This is a genomic window from Acidovorax sp. 106, from assembly GCF_003663825.1.
Lineage (GTDB): Bacteria > Pseudomonadota > Gammaproteobacteria > Burkholderiales > Burkholderiaceae_C > Acidovorax.
On record NZ_RCCC01000001.1, the window covers coordinates 2,106,661 to 2,124,038 of the forward strand.

Sequence of the window (17,378 nt, forward strand, 5' to 3'; positions counted from 1 at the left end):
TTGCGCTGGGCGCTGAACCTTCAGGCCGCCATGAATCCCAGGTCGGTGGGGTAGTCGGCCCCGCCAAAGTGGCTGAGGTTGGGCAGCACACCCGCCAGTTCGGTGTTGGCCACGCCAAACCATTTGGCCAGCGTGCCTGCGTATTGGTCTACCGAGGTGCTGGGCAGCAGGCGGCCTTGGCCTACGTGCCATTGGTCGGCGGCGTCGGTGGTGCTGTTGGTGTTGCTCACCGGCGGTGCCTTGCCATAAAGCGCCTTGCCCTTGACGGCGCCGCCCACCATGAAGTGGTGGCTGCCCCAGCCGTGGTCAGAGCCGTCACCGTTGGAGTTCAAGGTGCGGCCAAAGTCAGATGCGGTGAAGGCGGTGACCTTGTCGGCTACGCCCAGCTCCACGGTGGCGTCGTAGAAGGCGGTCATGGCTTCGCTCACGCGCTTCATCAGAGTGGGCTGCTGCGAGATGAGGTTGTCGTGCAGGTCAAACCCACCCAGCGACACCATGAAGACTTGGCGCTTGCTGCCCAGGGTGCTGCGCGCACCGATGAGGCGCGCCACCATCTTGAGCTGGTCGGCCAGCGAGTTGTTGGTGGGGAAGGCGGTGGCCAGCGTCACGCCCGCCAGGCCGCTGGTGATCTGCGATTCGGCCGTGACGGCGCGGGTGGTGACGCGGTTGTATTCGTTCTCCAGCACTTGGGGGCTTGTCTGCTGGATGAGCGACGTGAGCGCCGAGCGCACGGCGGTAGAGCCGTAGACATTGCTTTTGACCCCATTGATGGCAATGGCCCCACCGGTGCTGACTTGGTAAGACAGGGCCGAGTCGCCGGACAGAAACACCGCATTGCCGGTAACCGAAATGCAGGTGAACAGCGAGTTGGCGTTGGACGACAGGGCCAGATCTCCCAGGTTGCCTCCCCAGCCCACGGTGGAGCCTTCGGGCGATGAGGATTGCCACACCGACTGCTGGTCGTTGTGCGAGAACAGCTTGGGCGGGATGGGATAGAGCGCGCGGTTGCTGCTGTTGTATTGCGTGCGGGTGAGCGGCACGATGAGCGGGCCCACGTTGAGCTGCACGGCAGCTTTGCCTGTGTTGAACAGGTTGGCCATGCCCGTCATGGCGGGGTGCATGGCGTATTGGCGGCCAGCGGCCAGGGGCACGGTGGGGTTGAGCAAAGTGGCGGTAAGGTCTGCCTTGGGAATGGCAATGCCGCCCCCGGCCTGGCCGCTGCCGCCACGGATGGTGGCGTATCTGTTGTAGCTGTCGTCGTCGTAGGTGACCAGGGTGTTGGCGTAGTCGTTACCGCCGTACAGGAACACGCACACCAGGGCCTTGTAGTCGTTGGCGGTAAAGGCGGCCGCCTCGCCCATGGCGGCTAGGTTCAGAGCAAAGGGCAGGGCAGTGCCTGCCAGCCCCAACTGGGTGGAGCGGCGCAAAAACGCCCGGCGTGTATGGAGTTCGGGTTGGATCAGGTGCATGGGGGCCTTCTCTCGGTTCTCTTTTTTGCCGTTATTTTTGGACGAGGTACTCGGCCGAGGCCATGACCAGGAGGATGGCCGCTGCAATGCGGTTGAGCTTCACGGCCTCGGTGCTGGCCGCCGTGACGGGCGTGGCCTTGAGCGCGTCGGCAATGAGCTTGATGTTGGCGGCCGATAGCTGGCCTGCGCACATCAGCAGGTTGATGCGCGCCACCAGTGCGTCGGCATCGGCCACGAGGGCCATCTCATTGGGGTAGGCGGTCTTGATGTCGTAGCCATTGTTGCCGTTGCTGGTGCTCTGGGCCACATCGGGTGCATTCACATAGATGCCGTTGCGGATCACGCCTTGCATGTAGTTGAGGTAGCTGCCCACGCTGCTTTCGTTGACCAGCTGGAACTCGGGCGCGACCTGTCCGGCCGTGGCCAGCGCTGTGGAGGGCGGCACATACCCAGGGCGGAAGAAGTTGAACACCGAGGGTGAGCGCAGGGGGCTTTGCGAGAGGCGCGAGCCCGCGCTGCTGGTGTCGCCAATCTTCCAGTACCCGTATTGCGAGTTGACGCCAAAGGTGCGCGCCCATTGCACCAGGCGCAGCATGGGCTCGCGCAGTTTGCCAAAGCTGGGCTTGGTCAGGCCTGCGGGCTCGCGGGCTTCGTCGTCCATGAGGATGGCCATGACCACGGCCTGCAGGTCGCCGCGCACGCCTGCGCCGTTGTTGTTGAACTTGGCGGCCACGCGGCCCACATAGGCGGGCGAGGGGTTGCTGGTGACCAGCCGCTGGATGAGCTGCTTGCTAATGAAGGGCCCGACGTTGGGGTGGTTGAAGATGGTGTCCAGCGCTGTCTTGAGCGCTGCAGCGCCCGGGGTGCTGGCTGCAATGGTTGTGCCCAAAAAGGTGGCGGCCAGGCTGGAGTGCAGTGACTCCTTGAGTGCCATGGGCAGCCGCGTGAAGTGGGTGCTGGGCACCACGCGGGTTCCTCCGGGCACGGTGGCTGGCACGTTCTGTGTCTGGTCGTAGTCGTAGCCGGTGAAGACGCGGGCCAGATTGGTGATGTCGGACTGGCTGTAGCTGTCGATGGGTTTGCCTGCACCATCGGTTTTGGGTGTGCCGTCCTGGTTGAGTTCGGCCAGGCCGACGGACATGAGCTGCAGGATTTCTCGGGCGTAGTTCTCGTCAGGCTGGCGGCCGCTGGCGGCGTTTTCCTTCTGGTTGCCGCGCGTGTTCAGGTAGTACCCCATGGCGGGGTTCAGCGTCACGTCTTGCAGCACCTGGCGGTAGTTGCCAAAGGCGTTGGCCACCAGTTGGTCCCAGTAGTGGGCCATGGCGTGGCTGCGCCAGTTGAAGTCCAGCCCGCTGAGCGAGACCACGCAGATCTCCGACAGCGCCAGGGCCACGCGTTTGCGCAGACCGTCTGACGCTGTCATGAGCTGGCTCCAGATCATGTTGTCGGCAGGGTAGGTCTGGTCGTAGTAGTTGGTGGTGTCAGACACCGTGGCGTAGCCACGCTGGGTGAGCCAATCCCACCCCTTGGTGCCCATGGGGGTGGCAAACTGCGAGTGGATCCAGGCCTCGTACCCCACGCTGCGCACGGCGGCGATTTCGGCAGGGGACGCGCTGAACTGCGCTTGCAGCAAAAAGCGCGCGGCCTCCTGGTCGGTGGCGGCGGTCTTGTAGGTGTAGGGGCTGGGGGCTGGGGCCGGGCTGGGCGATGGAGACGGCGCAGGCGATGGGCTGGGGGCTGGGGCTGGCGTGGGCGACGGTGAGGGCGCCGGAGCAGGAGCAGGTGTGGGCGCGGGTGTCGGAGCGGGTGTTGTGGGGCTCGGCGTCGGTGCGGGCGATGGAGTGGGAACCGGTGACGGGGTGGGGGTTGCGGGCGTGGTGCTGACAGGCGGTGCGGCCGTGCCCTCGCTACCGCCACCGCAGGCTGCCAGTGCTACGCTGGCCATCAACGCGGCCAGTGGAGCGCGTGGCACGCTGGTCTCCACCTCGGCTGGCGCAGTTGCCATGGCTGGTCGGGTGTTGCCCTCTGCGTCCTCTGCCGCCGCAGCGTGCAAAGGCTCCTCGTAAGTTGTTGTTGTCATCGTGTGAGCCATCGTGGAAATGCACTAGAAAGTGTAAGAAGCAAGGCGCTTTTCTGTATCCCGTGGATATGTGAGCAATGGATACAGTCGTTACATGAAGACACGCTCTGTGCCTTGCACTGATACACCTGTGATACGTCCTTGCCTTTGCCATCTTTGGCGCCCTCAGGGCGCTGCGAGGTGGGCTGCAAAAAGCATTCCATCTGCGCAGCGTTGTTGTGGCGTGCGGGCGCTCGCGGCGCTACGGCCTACAGCCGCGCGGAGTTGTCCGGCAGGTCCGTAGTCCTGCGCCCACGCAGCCTGCGTGGCGCGGACTACGCCAGTCCGCCGCGTTCGTTTCTACAGTCAATCCCATCGCATCACGCAGATGTTTCGCGCATTTCGGGCGGATGGCTGAGGCGAGTTGGACGAAGGATGCAAGCCATGAACGAAGACACCATCAAGGGCAACTGGAAGCAATTCAAGGGCAAGATGGTCGAGCAGTGGGGCAAGCTCACTGACGACGATTTCGACGTGATTGCCGGTCGCCGCGAGCAGCTGCTGGGCAAGCTGCAAGAGCGCCAGGGCCTGGCCCGCGACGCTGCCGAAAAGCAGCTCACGGACTGGCAATCGCGCCACCCCACATTCCACTTCAACGACTGACCTGCCTGCGTCAGTCTCAGTGTGCCGCACCCTTGCGCAACGCTTTGGGCGCGCGCACTGCCCACGCGGCCAGGCCTATCGGCCCGGCCGCTCCCCCACCGAATACCGAGGAGAAGCACCATGCACTTCAAACACACCCTGCTGACGCGCAACCTGATCGCCCTGTCTGCCGCCACCTTGCTGGCCACCTCTGCGCTGGCCATGGGCCAGCCCGAGTACAAGAACGCCAAAGACCAAATTTCGGCGGACTACAAAATGAACAAGCAAAAATGCGATGCCCTCAGCGGCAACGCCAAGGACATTTGCCAAAAGGAAGCCAAGGGCACTGAGAACGTAGCCAAGGCAGACCTGGAGGCCCAGTACAAGCCCAGCGACAAAACCGCCTACAAGGCCCGCGAGGCCCGCGCCGATGCCGACTACGCCCTTGCCAAGGAAAAGTGCGATGACCTGAGCGGCAACGCCAAGGACGTGTGTGTGAAGGACGCCAAGGCGGCCCACGTGACGGCCAAGGAAAACGCCAAGGTCGCCAAGGCCGTAGCCAAGCCCGGTGAGACAGTCATCGAAAAGGCTGCCGGTGTGGCAGAAGCGCGCAAGGACGCCGCTGCCGAGAAAAACGAAGCCAATTACAAGGCCGCCAAGGAGCGCTGCGATGCGCTGGCGGGCGACCTCAAGTCCAAGTGCGTGGACGACGCCAAGCGCCAGTACGGTCAGAGTTGATCGGCCCGCATGGCCTCGGGGCCGCTCTTCGGAGCGCGCCTGTGCACCAGCGTCTGGTGTGGGGCTGAGTGGGGCTCTTGGCGCCGCAGGCTTCTGGGGTGATGTGAAAGCACCCCAAAAGCCTGCGGCGATGGAATTTGTTACCGAATGAAAGCCGGTGTGGCCGTCCACTGATTTGGGTCAAAGGCCGCTGCGTGGTTGTCCCTAAGCTGCCCTTTTTGTCACACACCGAGGAACAAAAATGGCTGCACTGGAATGGTCTGACGCACTGGCGCTGGATTTGCCGCTCATGGACGATACCCACCGCGAGTTCGTAGACCTGCTGGCGCAAGTCGAGCAAGCCGACGACGCCACGGTGGCGCAGCAATGGCAGGCCCTGGTAGACCACACCGAACACCACTTTGGCCAGGAAGACGCCTGGATGGCAGCCACGCGCTTTGCCTCCGGCAACTGTCACACCACGCAGCACAAGGTGGTGCTGCAGGTGATGCGCGAGGGCATCGTGCGCGCCGAGCAGGGCGATCTCCAGCCCATCCGCATCATGACGGGCGAGCTGGCCCAGTGGTTTCCGCAGCATGCTCAGATGATGGACGCCTCGCTGGCCCTGCACCTGCGCCGCGTGGGCTTTGACCCCGTGACAGGCGTGGTGCACGCCCCTGGCGCACTGCCTGGCGAGTTGATCCACGGCTGTGGCAGCACCCATGGTTGTGTTGACCAGCCCGCTGCGGTCACGGCGGAAGCGGCCTGAGGGGTGGGGCTGCAGTCTGCAAGGCAATTGCTATTAAATACATAGCTGCTAGCGCTTGGTTAGGAAGCCCTGGAGGCCAAAATGGCTGAATGGCTATGTGACCCGTCTCGGACTCACCCATCCCACCTCCCACCACCTCCCCCACCCGTTCGGGCTGAGCTTGTCAAAGCCAGGGCCCATCAGACCCCGTAGGTCGGGTTAGCCCGTAAGGGCGTAACCCGACGCCCACAGGGCCTGCAGCGTTCACGTCGGGTTACGCTGCGCTAACCCGGCCTACACGGCAGCCATCTCACCCGTTCGACTGAGCCTGTCGAAGCCAAGGCCCTGTCGGCCTGCAGCACCACCCCCGCCCGGTGCGCAAGCGCCGCAGCCCAGACCTATCGCGGCAGCAGCATGCCTGCCATGCACCACGACAACTCGCGCAGCGCGCGCCGCAGTGCGGCGGTGGCGGGCTCGCGGTAGGCGCTGCGCAGCACAGCCTGCTTGGCGGTTTGCAGCGCCCGGCGGTCTTTGGCACGCAGGGCCGCCAGCAGCCGTTGGTGGTAACGCTCTACCCGCTGGGCCTCAGCGGCAGACAAGCCTGCGGGCGATCGCCGTGGGGGCTGTGTGCCCCCGGCCTCTGCTCGCACCAGGTGGTGGCCCCAGGGGCCGTGGTTGGGTGTGGCAGGGGCTGCTCCACCCAACATCGCTTCTTCTTCTCTGCCTTGGGTTGGGATGTGCTTCATGGGGCGTCCTTGTCCGTTGTGGTGGCCGCACCCGTAGCGGCGTTCGGGTTGCGCGGCGCAGGCGTCAGGCCATACCAATTCACCTTGCGGGTCAGCACCATCACCGCCGTCAGCACCAAGAACAGCGCAATCGAGCCCACCGCCAGCGCCGTTTGCTCCAGCTGCAGCAGCACGTACAGCAGGCCATACAGCAGCGCCATGCCCGCCCCCAGCGGAATGCCGCGCGCCAGGCTGCCCAGCATGTGGCTGGCGTAGTAGCCCAGCAGCAGCACACAGGCCGTGGCGGCCGCCAGGTACGACCAGCCAAACGCGAGGTGCTCCGACAAGCTCACCAGCAGCAAGAAGAAGCTGCAAATGGCCGAGCCCACTAGCAGGTACTGCACCGGGTGCACGCGCAAGCGCTTCATCAGCTCAAACAAACCCACGGCCACAAAGGTGAGGGCGATGAACAGCAGGCCGTACTTGGTGGCGCGGTCTGCCAGGGTGTAGGGGTTCACCGGGTCCACAAAGGCCACGCTGAAGCTGTCGGCGCAGTCGCGTGGCGTGGTGCTGGGCGAGCTGCCGTCGGTGGGGTACTGCACCGGGCTGTCGTCATAGCCACCCACGCAAATGCGCCGGCCATTCAAGATGTCTTGCTGCGCTGTGGTGGCAAGCGACGACAGGCGCCACTGCGCCGTGAAACCCTCGGGGCCCCAGTCGCGCTCAGACGGCAGAAAGCGCCCGGTAAACGATGGGTGAGGCCAGCCGCCCGTCATCTTCACTTCGGTATTGCCACCCAGCGGCACGATGGCCAGGCGCTCGGTGCCCACCAGCTCCAGGTCCAGCGCCAGCGTCATGGGCTCGGCCTGGCCGCGCACCGACTCGGGCAGCACCGCGTGCAGCCCCCGGCTGTAGGTGGGGTGGAAGGTGCCGGGCTTCAGAGCCAGCGCCTGCTCGCCGTGCAGCACCTGCGCCGTGCGGATGCCCCGCGCATCGCCCACCGCCACCATCACGATGGGTGCGCCGCACTGCAGGCGCGAGCCCTTGACGGTGCTGTGCGCCTGCAAGCTGGCCAGCGTGCTCCACTGCGCAGTGATGTGCGCCTTGAGGTTGAAGGTGTTGACCTTGTGCAGGCCCCGGGCGCGTTCTTCCATGCCCACGCTGGAGCGCACCTGCAGCTGCTCGGGCATGGCGGTGAGCAGAAATTCGCGCCGCTGCTCGGTGGTGCGGCGCTCCTCGCCCTTGCCCGTTTCTACGTCCCAGCTTTCCACGCAGGCGCTGTGGATCATGGGGCCCATCAGGGTTTGCGGCCCGGCCAGGCTGTCGGCCACGCTCTGGGCCGTGAGGCTGCGGTAACGCTGGCGGTCGCGCACCACGTCCTCAATCTGGCCCAGGCCAATGAGCAGCAAGATGGCCACGGCGCCCAGCGCCACGAGTTTGGTGATCAACGGGTGTTTCAAAAGACTCCTCCTTGTGTGTCGGTGGAGCCAGTGTTGGCCGCAGGGGTGAGGCGGCGATGAAGTTTGTGAAGCGAGCGTGAAGTGGCTTGTGTGGCCGTGGCGCGGCGGGCTGAGTTGGAGTATGGCCGTGCCCGGCCTTTGACAAGCTCAGCGCGAACGGGCTGCTACGCGCCCACGCGCAGGGCATCGGATGGGCGTTGGCCTACAAGCAAGTGTGCCGCTGGCTGACGCCAAACCGTCACACACCCACGTTAGCCTCTGGCTGCAACCAACCACCGCCAAAGGTGCCCCATGTTTTCCAAACTGTTCGGCTGGACCCATCTGCTTGACGCGCTGCTGGATGACTTGTTTGACGAGCGCCGCCTGGGGCTCGACCTGCCCGGGCAGGAATGCCTGGGCACCGACGAATGGCTTGCCCTGGCCGCGCAAGACGGCGTCTGAGCCGCTCTTTGAACCGATCTCAGCGTCCCAGGTCCAGCGTCACGCGCAAACCCGGGGCCGTGTTGCGCACCTGCATGTGCCCGCCGTGCAGCACCATCACCCGCTGCACAATCGCCAGCCCCAGGCCTGACCCACTGCGCTCCCCCCCCGGCCGGGCGGTGGTGAAAAACCGCTCGCCCAGGCGCGGCAGGGCGTAGTCGGGCGCGCCTGGGCCTTCATCTTGTACCGCCACCACGGCCCCCTCCAGCTCCACCCGCACCGTGCTGCCTGCGGGGGCAAAGTCGATGGCGTTGTCCAGCAGGTTGCCAATGGCCAGGGTGATGAGTTCGGCCTCCCACGGCCCACTGTGGCCCCGGCCCGTGAGGGTGATAGCCATGCCGCGCTGCGCCGCCCGGCCCTGTGTGTGGGCGATGGCGGCGGCGGCGCAGTCGTGCAACGCCACGGGGGCTCGGCCCTCGGCGTGCTGGCGCTGCTCCAGCTTGCTCAGCTCCAGCAATCGGTCAATCAGCCGCTGCAGGCGTTCGCTTTGCTGCACCACTTGCGTGGCAAACGCGGCGCGGTCTGCGGCGGGCAGCTCGTCTTGCAGCAACTCGCCCGCGCCACGTATGGCGGCCACGGGGCTCTTAAGTTCGTGCGTGAGGGCGCGCACATAGCCTTCGATGTAGTCACGCCCCTGCAGCCGTGCGCGCATGCGGTCCATGGCGCGGGCCAGGTCGCCCAACTCGCCGGGCACCTCGGGCACCGCCAGGGGCTGGGTGGGGCTCTTGCCGGTGGGGGCGTCGGTATCTGCCGGGCCTTGCACGCTCAATGCGTAGTCGCGCAGTCGGCGCACGTTCCACACCATCCACAGCGTCACGCCCACACCCACAGCGGCCGAAAGGGCCAGCAGCAGCAGCCCGCCCATGAAGACCTTGCGCTCGGCCCGGTCGATAAAGCGCTGCACCGTGCGCGTGGGCTTGGCCACCGTCAGCACCCCGGCAATGCGCTCGTCCACATAAATAGGCGCGGCCACATGCATCACGCCGCTGGTGTCGTCGCTCTCCACCTCGCGGGTGGAGCGGGCACCGTACTCGCCGCGCAGCGTGCGCGCCACATCGCGCCACTGCGAGTAGTCGGCCCCCACCGCGTGGTTTTCTGAATCGAACAGCACGCGCCCCTGGTGGTCCGTCACGTAGATGCGGTAGTCCAGCGACTGCTTCGAAAACCCCCAGATGCCCGCATCAATAGGCCGGGTGGCGTAGTGCCGCACACGCTGGGCAAAGCGGCTTTGGCTGGCATCGCGCGCCAGCTGTCCGCTGGCCAGGTCGTCACTGGCCACCTCGGCCAACAGGTTGGCCGTGTCCACCATCATGTCCTCCATCACCTCGCGCACGCTGGGTTTGATCTCGGCCATGAACACGCGCAGAACAAAGAACGCGGCAATGCCGTTGATGAGGAAGAAGGCGAACAGCAGGCGGATGCCTAGGCGCATGGGTGACGCGGCCTTTCTATAAAAATGATAGCTGTTAGCGCTTATTTAATAAGCGCTAGAGGCCAATTTGATTTGAGTGGCCGACATGCCCTGATACCTCCCCCATCCGTTCGGGCTGAGCCCGTCGAAGCCAGGGCGTGGTGTGCGATGTGCTTGGGCAAGGGGTGTTGCACTCACAAGTCAAAACAGTACCCCATGCCCCGGTGCGTGCTGATGTACTCGCGGCTGGCGTCCACTTCGCGCAGCTTGGCGCGCAGTGTTTTGATGTGGGTGTCCACCGTGCGGTCGGTGCTTTCGCTGTCGTCGCCCCAGGCGGCGGCCAGCAGGGCGTCGCGTGAGTGGATGCGGCCCGCGCCGCGCAGCAGGTGCGACAGCAGCCGGTATTCGCGCCGCGTCAGCGGCAGGGCCTGGCCGTGCAGGGTGATGCGCTGGCCCGCCTCGTCGTCCACCAACGGGGTGGCTGGCACGGCGGCCGGTGCGGGCGCCGGCATGGACGCGCGGCGCAGCAGGGCCTTGACGCGGGCGGCCAGTTCGCGGGGGCTGAAGGGCTTGGCCAGGTAGTCGTCGGCACCCAGCTCCAGGCCCAGTACGCGGTCCAGTTCCTCGCCCCGGGCGCTGAGCATCAGCACTGGCGTGGCCTGGCGCAGGCGCAGCGCCGCAGCCGCTTGACCATGGCGCACGTCGCGCAGCAGGTCCAGCCCGCTGCCATCGGGCAGGCCCACGTCCAGCACCAGCACATCAAATGGGTGGCGCTGCATTTGCTGGCGCGCGTCCTGCACCAGCAGGCAGTGCGTCACCTGCAGGCCATCGCGCTCCAGCGCATAGGCCACGGTGCGGGCGATGGCAGGGTCGTCTTCGAGCAGCAGCAGGCGGGTGGACATGGGCGATCAGCGTGCGACCAGCACGGGGAACAGCTTGCCCAGCCCATCGGCCATCACTTCCACAGCCAGGGCCGCCAGGATCAACCCCATCAGCCGGGTCATCACGTTGATACCGGTTTTGCCCAGCACGCGGGCAATCGGGTCGGCCAGCGAGAAGCACAGGGCCGTGGCCAGCGCAATCACCACGCCGTAGCCCACCAGCGAGGCGTGTTGCCAGAAGGTCTGGGCACGGTCGGCGTAAATCACCACGGTGGACATGCTGGCTGGGCCGGTGAGCAGTGGAATGGTGAGCGGCACCACGGCAATGCTGCTGCCTGCGGCGGCTTTTTCGGCGCCTTCCTCCAGCTCGTGGGTCAGGGGCTTGGCCTCGGCGGGCTGGGCGTTGAGCATGTTCATCGCGCTGATCAGCAGCAGCATGCCCCCGCCCACCTGAAAGCTCTGCAGCGAGATGTTGAAGAACTCCAGAATCTGCAGCCCCAGCAGCGCGCAGGCGGCAATCACGCAGAACGACGCAAACGCTGCCGTGCGGATGGTGCTGCGCCGCTGCGCCGCAGAAAAGCCCTGCGTGTAGTGGATGAAGAAGGGGACGATGGCCAGCGGGTTCACGATGGCCAGCAAGGTAATGAGGGGTTTCAGGTCCATTTCGTAGCTCCAGTGTGCTGTGTGGGGTTCTCAAGGCCTTTGGGCTGGGCATGGCGAGAGCCAGCGTCCCCGCGCAAGGGCCTGCGCCGGCCCCACCGCCCCGCCGCGAAGGCGGCGTACCGAGCGCTTGCGCTGGGGGCTTCCCCCTCCCGACTTGCATAGCGAGTCGAGAGAGGGGGAAGGCGCGAAGCGCCTCAGGGGGTGTCCCACTACCGCCCCCCCGACACGTCGATCAGCGACATGGTCGTGTAGTGTGACGCGTCGGACATCAGCCACACAATGGCCTGCGCCACCTCCTCGGCGGTGCCGCCGCGCTGCATGGGCACCTGGTGCGACAGGTCGCGCACCCGGTCGGGTAGGCCGCCGCTGGCGTGGATGTCGGTCTCGATCAGCCCCGGGCGCACGGCGTTCACGCGGATGCCCTCGGCCGCCACCTCGCGGGCCAGGCCGATGGTGAAGCTGTCGATGGCGCCCTTGCTGGCCGCGTAGTCCACATACTGGTGGGCCGATCCCAGGCGCGATGCGGCGCTGGAGACATTGACGATGGAGCCGCCTGCGCCGCCGTGGCGGGTGCTCATGCGGCGCACCGCCTCGCGTGCGCAGACGATGCTGCCGATCACGTTGGTGTCGAACATGCGGCGCAGTCGCGCAACGCCCATCTCGTCCACCCGGGCCGTCACATCCACCACGCCTGCGTTGTTCACCAGCGCGGTGATGCGGCCCAGTTGCGCATCCACGGTGGCATACATGGCCAGCACCTGGTCTTCGTGGGCCACGTCGGCCTGCACCGCCAGGGCGTGCCCGCCCTGGGCCTGGATGCTGTCCACCACCGCCTGGGCGGCGGCGGCATTGGCGTGGTAGTTCACCGCCACGGCCCAGCCCTGCTGCGCGGCGAGCAAGGCGGTGGCGGCGCCAATACCGCGGCTGGCGCCTGTGATTAAAACGATCTTGTCCATGAAACGCTGTCTCCTGCAAGAATGGCGCATTGGAACAGTTTTCAGGAGCGAAACATGGGTCAATTCGTCGATTTGAAGTCTGCCGATGGTTTTGTGCTGCCCGCCTGGGTGGCCGAGCCCGATGCGCCGCCCCGGGGCGCCGTGGTGGTGTTGCAAGAGATTTTTGGGGTCAATAGCCACATCCGCGCCGTCGCCGACCGCTTTGCCGCGCGTGGCTACCTGGCCGTGGCGCCTGCCACTTTCCACCGCGTGCAGCCCGGCGTGGAGCTGGGCTACACCGGCGACGACATGCAGGCGGGCATGGGCCTCAAAGGCGCCGTGGAGGCACTGCCCGCTCCTGGCGTCATGCCCGATATTCAGGCCGCCATCGATTACGCCGCCCAGCGCAGCGGTTGCAAGGTGGGCATCGTGGGCTTTTGCTGGGGCGGGCTGCTGACCTGGCGCGCTGCCTGCACGCTCACGGGCCTGTCGGCCGCCGTGCCTTACTACGGCGGCGGCATGACCACCCCTGAGGAAGCCGCCCGCCAGCCGCAGGTGCCCGTGCTGGCCCACTTTGGCGAGCGCGATCACTGGATTCCTCTGGACACGGTCCAGGCTTTTGACCGCGCCCAGCCCGGCGTGGAAGTGCATGTGTACCAGGCCGACCACGGCTTTAACTGCGACCAGCGCGGCAGCTACGACGAGGCCGCCGCCCTGGCCGCCCGCGACCGCACGCTGGCGTTTTTCGACAAGCATTTGGGCTGACCGCCCTGGCACGGCCCGCAGCCCCCACGCTGCGTGGCTCTGCCGAGTGGCGCAGTGTGGGCATTGCATTCAACCTGGAGGCGCCATGGCCAACTGCATTCGAGACTTCAAGCCTTTTAGGCCCCTAGCGCTTTTGAATCAAGCGCTGACAGCTATATATTTGATAGCAATTGCCAGCCTGGCCCACGCGGCCGACTACACCGGCCCCCTGTTCGACGCCCACCTGCATTACAACGAAGAAGCCTGGAACGGCAGCACCGGCCCGCACCCGCCCGCCGACGTGCTGGCCCGCATGCAGGCCAGCGGGGTGCGCGCCATCGTGGCCAATTCGCGTCCCAATGCAGGCTCGCTGGCGCTGGCGGCCCTGCCGCAGATGCGCGAGGCAGGCATTGCCGTAGTGCCCTTTGTGCGCCTGTACCGCACCCGGGCTGACTACACCGGCTGGCCCCGCGACGAATCCATCTACGACATGGTGCTGGCCGAGCTGGCGCGCGGCACCGCAGCGGGCCCGTACCGGGGCATTGGCGAGTTTCACCTATACGACAGCGCCGATGCCAACGGCCCCGTGGCGCGCAATCTGATGCAGCTGGCCGAGCAGCGCCGCCTGGTGGTGCTGGCGCATGTGGACGATGTGGCGATTGACCTGCTGATGGCGCACACCCCCAGCCAGGGCCAGGCGGTGCGCCTCATCTGGGCCCACACGGGCATTGGCGGCGCCCCGGTAGCGCGGGTGGACGCGCTGCTGGCCCACTACCCCGGCCTGGTGGGCGAGCTGTCGTACCGCCCCGGGCTGGTGTGCGATGGCGGGCAGCTGTGCCCCGAGTGGCGCGCCCTGCTGCTCAAGTACCCCACCCGCTTTGTGATCGGCTCGGACACCTGGGTTAACCAGCGCTGGCAGCACTACGAGGCGCAAATGAAGGACTACCGCACCTGGCTGGGCGGCCTGCCCGCCAATGTGGCCCAGCGTGTGGCCTGGGGCAATGCGGCGGCGTTGTTTGGGGTGGATGGGCACTGAGCTGTTGGCTGCGGCTGGCGCCTGCTGGTAGCTAGCCGCTGTCAGCTGCGCCGTATTAGGGTGAATCTGTAGGGGTGGCGCAAGCCCGGTGCCCTACTATTTTCAGGCTGGCCCACTCCGTTTCTGGGCGCGGAGATTTTTGTTTGAACCCTTCTCTTTTTTCAACGCGTTCCCGCCTTGGCTGTGCATCGCAGATGCCGAGCCTTTCCCGCCGCCATGCTCCGCTGCTGCAAGTCGTTGCCGGGCTGGCGTTGGTGGCTGCGCTGGGCCTGGCGCAGCCAACCCCCGCGCATGCGGCCACAGCGTTTGAGCCCGCGCAGACGGTGCAGGGCACGCCACTGGTGCTCAACGGCTCGGGCACACGCTACCGCACGGTGTTCAAGGTGTACGACATGGCCCTGTACACGGCCCGCAAGGTCAAGACGCTGGAGGAGTTGCTGGCGCTGCCCGGGCCGGTGCGGCTGAACTTTGTGGCCCAGCGCGACATCCCGGGCACAGACCTGGGGGTGTCTTTCATCAAGGGTTTGTCCAACAACTCACCGGCCGAGCAGATTCGCCGCTACACGCCTGCCAGTAACCGGCTGATCGAGATCTTCTCGGGCCGCCCCAAGCTGGCCCCCGGCGAGACCTTTGCCATGGAATACCTGCCGGGCAAGGGCACCACCTTCTACATCCAGGGCCAACCCCAGGGCGCACCTGTGGGCGATGCCGAGTACTTTGGCATGGTGCTGCGCATCTGGCTGGGTCAGGTGCCGGTAGACCACCAGCTCAAGGAAGCGCTGCTGCCTTGATGCAGTTGCAGCCAGCCCAGGCTCATCGCCTTGTCAGGCCGATGTGAGCTGGGATTGCATGCGTCCGGGGCGCCGCAGTGGCGCGGCACTGTCGGCCACCTTGAAGGTGGAAGCGGCCTGGGCCAGTCGGTAGGCTTGCTCGCGCAGGCTTTGGGCGGCGGCAGCAGATTCTTCCACCAGCGCGGCGTTTTGCTGGGTGGCCTGGTCGAGCTGGGCGATGGCGTCGTTCACCAGGGCAATGCCGTCAGACTGCTCGCGGGCGCTGGAGGCAATGTGGGCTATCACCTCCGTCACCTTTTGCACCGAGCTGACGATGTTCTGCATGGCAGCGCCGGCGTTGTGCACGAGCTGGGTGCCTTCGCCCACCTTTTCCACGCTGGTGGAGATCAGGCCCTTGATTTCCTTGGCCGCTTCCGCACTGCGCTGGGCCAGGCTGCGCACTTCGCCCGCCACCACGGCAAAGCCACGGCCTTGCTCGCCTGCACGGGCGGCTTCCACGGCGGCGTTCAGCGCCAGGATGTTGGTCTGGAAGGCAATGCCGTCAATGGTGCCAATGATGTCGGCAATGCGGCGCGAGCTGGTGTGGATGTCTTCCATGGTGTCCACCACCTGCGCCACGATGCTGCCGCCTTGCGAGGCCACCTCGGCTGCCGACGATGCCAGGCCGCTGGCAGTGCGCGCGGCCTCGGCCGACTGCTGCACGGTGGCGGTGAACTGCTCCATGGACGAGGCCGTTTGCTGCAGGTTGGCTGCGGTGTGCTCGGTGCGGGACGAGAGGTCTTGCGTGCCGCCAGCAATCTGGTCGCTGGCGCTGGCGATCTGGTTGCCCGCATCGCGGATCTGGCCAATCATCGAAGCCAGTGAGTGCTGCATGTCGCCCAGGGCGCGCAGCAGGTGCCCGGTTTCATCCTTGCGGGTGCTCATGATGCTGCTGGTCAGGTCGCCACGCGCAATGGTGTCTGCCACGGCCACGGAGTCGCTGAGCGGTAGGGTGATGCTGCGGGTGATGGTGACGGCCAGCGCCATGCCCAGGCCGCAGGTAATGGCGCCCAGCGCAATCAGCCAGTAGCGGGCCTGGTCGTTGGCGGCCTTGATGGGGGCGGCAGATTCGTCCAGTGCCTTGCGTTGCAGCTCCATCAGCGCTTCCACGCGGGCCATGTATTGCTTGGCGGCGGGCACGAAGCGGGTTTCCAGTTGTGCGTCGGCCTGCTCGTGTTGGCCGCTGCGGCGCAAGTCAATCACGGCATCGCGCGCTTCGGTGTAGTTGCGGCGCAGTGCGCTGATGTCCTTGAACAGGGCGCGTTCGGCATCGGTCTGCATCAGGCCTTCCACCTTGGTCTGGATGTCGGTGGTGGTACTGGCCGACAGCTTTTGTTCGTCGGCAAAGTAGGTGGCCAGCGATGCATCGCTGCTCTTGGCCACGGCCGTGGTGCGGCGCACGGCGGTGTGGATCAGTCGGTACCAGTCGCTGATGAGCCGCTCCTTGGCCAGGGGTTGCTCGATCACGGCTTGGGTGGAGGTGGAGGCCGTTTGCAGCTGCCACACCCCCAGCAGGGTGCCCAGCAGGGACAAAGCAAGCAATAACCCAAAGCCCAGGGAGAGGCGTTTTCCAATGGCGATTTGATTCATACAACAGGTTCTTTGAAGTGCGCCATCGAGGGTATCGATCGCACCCAAAGAGGGCTTGAGCAAGGTCAAGCGCCGTTACCTTTGTTACGAATATCGCCGTGCGCTGTCGGCCGTGGGCAAGTGCGCAGGGCGGGGCGCTACTTGCTGTGCGCGTGCAGGTGCTTCAGTGGCGTGCGAGCCCGCACAACTGTGCAAACCGGCCCAGCAGGCTGCAGGCCTGGGGCGTCTCTTGCACCATTGGCGGGGGGTGCCCGGCGGGCAGGGTGGCGGCCAGGTGCTGCACATAGCCTTGCATGGCCGCCAGGCTGAATTCGGGGTGGAACTGCACGCCCCAGGCGTTGGCCCCGATGCGGTAGGCCTGGTGGGGCTCGTGTGCGTTGCCGGCCAGCCGCACGGCCCCAGGGGGCAGGGCGCGCACGGACTGGGTGTGCACCACCTGGGCGTTCCACTGGCTGGGCAGGTGGGCAAAGAGGGGGTCGGCCTGGGCCTCGGGCGTGAGGGAGATGGGCACGGTGCCCAGCTCCAGCCCGCCAGGGTGGTAGCCGACTTCGCCCCCCATCGCGTGGGCCAACAGCTGGTGGCCGTAGCAAATGCCCAACACCGGCGTGCCGTGGGCCACGAGGCGGGTGAGCCAGGGCACCAGGGCCTCGCTCCAGGCTTCGCGGTCGGACACCATGGCGTGGCTGCCGGTGATGACGACCCCGGCCAGCGTTTCGGGCCCGGGCAGGGGGCTGGCTTGGCGGGCGTCCAGCACCTGTATGGGCGGGGGCTGGTGTGCGTTCGCTGGGTCGGCTTTGTTGCCGCAACCCATGCCAGTGTCTGCGGCCAGCCCGGTTTCGATCCAGTGCTCAAAGTCGCCCATGTGTGGGCGCAGGGTGTCGAGGGTGTCGCCGGTCTTGATGATCAGGATCGGGCGAGGGGCAGATGTGGGCATGAATGCGCTGAGCGTTGAACAGAGGGGCGGCCGCGCAGCCAGGTGGCCGTGCTG

17 protein-coding genes are annotated in these 17,378 nt (G+C 66.2%); 7 read left to right on the forward strand and 10 right to left on the reverse strand.

The genetic code is table 11. The features are described from left to right. Positions 1-20 precede the first annotated feature (20 nt). Together C8C98_RS09325 and C8C98_RS09330 are read right to left on the reverse strand one after the other, a co-directional pair. Positions 21-1,469, reverse strand: coding sequence for a DUF1501 domain-containing protein (locus C8C98_RS09325; protein WP_121454049.1), 1,449 nt, complete (start codon positions 1,467-1,469; stop codon positions 21-23). Positions 1,470-1,500: 31 nt separating this feature from the next. Then, positions 1,501-3,549: a DUF1800 family protein gene (locus tag C8C98_RS09330; protein ID WP_305002297.1), complete on the reverse strand. Its 2,049-nt coding sequence runs from the start codon at positions 3,547-3,549 to the stop codon at positions 1,501-1,503. A gap of 423 nt (positions 3,550-3,972) precedes the next feature. Between C8C98_RS09330 and C8C98_RS09335 the strand changes: the two genes are divergently transcribed. The 3 genes from C8C98_RS09335 to C8C98_RS09345 all read left to right on the forward strand — a co-directional run bounded on the left by C8C98_RS09335 (position 3,973) and on the right by C8C98_RS09345 (position 5,656). Next, positions 3,973-4,191 (forward strand): CsbD family protein, encoded by a 219-nt coding sequence (locus C8C98_RS09335; protein ID WP_121456165.1) that lies wholly within the window; start codon positions 3,973-3,975, stop codon positions 4,189-4,191. Positions 4,192-4,311: 120 nt separating this feature from the next. Beyond that, positions 4,312-4,908 (forward strand): hypothetical protein, encoded by a 597-nt coding sequence (locus tag C8C98_RS09340; RefSeq protein WP_121454050.1) that lies wholly within the window; start codon positions 4,312-4,314, stop codon positions 4,906-4,908. 241 nt (positions 4,909-5,149) lie between these two features. Beyond that, complete coding sequence (locus tag C8C98_RS09345) at positions 5,150-5,656, forward strand: hemerythrin domain-containing protein (RefSeq protein WP_121454051.1); 507 nt, start codon at positions 5,150-5,152, stop codon at positions 5,654-5,656. A 377-nt stretch (positions 5,657-6,033) separates the two neighbouring features. On the opposite strand, the gene C8C98_RS22055 is transcribed toward C8C98_RS09345, so the two are convergent. Continuing rightward, complete coding sequence (locus C8C98_RS22055) at positions 6,034-6,381, reverse strand: hypothetical protein (protein WP_233574502.1); 348 nt, start codon at positions 6,379-6,381, stop codon at positions 6,034-6,036. After that, positions 6,378-7,820 carry a cell envelope integrity protein CreD gene (gene creD, locus C8C98_RS09355; RefSeq protein WP_121454052.1) on the reverse strand — a complete coding sequence of 481 codons (1,443 nt, stop codon included), beginning with the start codon at positions 7,818-7,820 and terminating at the stop codon, positions 6,378-6,380. Before creD ends, C8C98_RS22055 begins: the two co-directional genes overlap by 4 nt. A gap of 291 nt (positions 7,821-8,111) precedes the next feature. Here creD and C8C98_RS21905 point away from each other — a divergent pair, with 291 nt between their 5' ends. Then, entirely contained in the window at positions 8,112-8,261 is a 150-nt protein-coding gene (locus tag C8C98_RS21905; RefSeq protein WP_199726577.1) for a hypothetical protein, read from the forward strand. Positions 8,262-8,280: 19 nt separating this feature from the next. On the opposite strand, the gene creC is transcribed toward C8C98_RS21905, so the two are convergent. From creC to C8C98_RS09375, 4 genes are all read right to left on the reverse strand, one after another. Beyond that, positions 8,281-9,732, reverse strand: coding sequence for a two-component system sensor histidine kinase CreC (gene creC / locus C8C98_RS09360; RefSeq protein ID WP_121454053.1), 1,452 nt, complete (start codon positions 9,730-9,732; stop codon positions 8,281-8,283). Between the two features lie 173 nt (positions 9,733-9,905). Continuing rightward, on the reverse strand, positions 9,906-10,613 hold the full coding sequence (locus C8C98_RS09365) for a winged helix-turn-helix domain-containing protein (RefSeq protein WP_121454054.1): 708 nt from the start codon (positions 10,611-10,613) through the stop codon (positions 9,906-9,908). Positions 10,614-10,619: 6 nt separating this feature from the next. Continuing rightward, entirely contained in the window at positions 10,620-11,255 is a 636-nt protein-coding gene (locus tag C8C98_RS09370) for a MarC family protein (protein ID WP_121454055.1), read from the reverse strand. Positions 11,256-11,464: 209 nt separating this feature from the next. Next, complete coding sequence (locus C8C98_RS09375) at positions 11,465-12,211, reverse strand: SDR family oxidoreductase (RefSeq protein WP_121454056.1); 747 nt, start codon at positions 12,209-12,211, stop codon at positions 11,465-11,467. 54 nt (positions 12,212-12,265) lie between these two features. Between C8C98_RS09375 and C8C98_RS09380 the strand changes: the two genes are divergently transcribed. The 3 genes from C8C98_RS09380 (at position 12,266) to C8C98_RS09390 (ending at position 14,761) form a co-directional block, all read left to right on the forward strand. Further along, the gene (locus tag C8C98_RS09380; protein WP_121454057.1) at positions 12,266-12,955 is read left to right on the forward strand and encodes a dienelactone hydrolase family protein; all 690 of its coding nucleotides are present in this window, start codon (positions 12,266-12,268) and stop codon (positions 12,953-12,955) included. A 133-nt stretch (positions 12,956-13,088) separates the two neighbouring features. Further along, on the forward strand, positions 13,089-13,970 hold the full coding sequence (locus C8C98_RS09385; RefSeq protein ID WP_370450437.1) for an amidohydrolase: 882 nt from the start codon (positions 13,089-13,091) through the stop codon (positions 13,968-13,970). 194 nt (positions 13,971-14,164) lie between these two features. Next, entirely contained in the window at positions 14,165-14,761 is a 597-nt protein-coding gene (locus tag C8C98_RS09390) for a chalcone isomerase family protein (RefSeq protein WP_121454059.1), read from the forward strand. Positions 14,762-14,794: 33 nt separating this feature from the next. Here the strand turns inward: C8C98_RS09390 and C8C98_RS09395 are convergent, their stop codons facing one another. Then, complete coding sequence (locus C8C98_RS09395; RefSeq protein WP_121454060.1) at positions 14,795-16,390, reverse strand: methyl-accepting chemotaxis protein; 1,596 nt, start codon at positions 16,388-16,390, stop codon at positions 14,795-14,797. 163 nt (positions 16,391-16,553) lie between these two features. After that, positions 16,554-17,324: a glutamine amidotransferase gene (locus tag C8C98_RS09400; RefSeq protein ID WP_121454061.1), complete on the reverse strand. Its 771-nt coding sequence runs from the start codon at positions 17,322-17,324 to the stop codon at positions 16,554-16,556. Positions 17,325-17,378 lie beyond the last annotated feature (54 nt).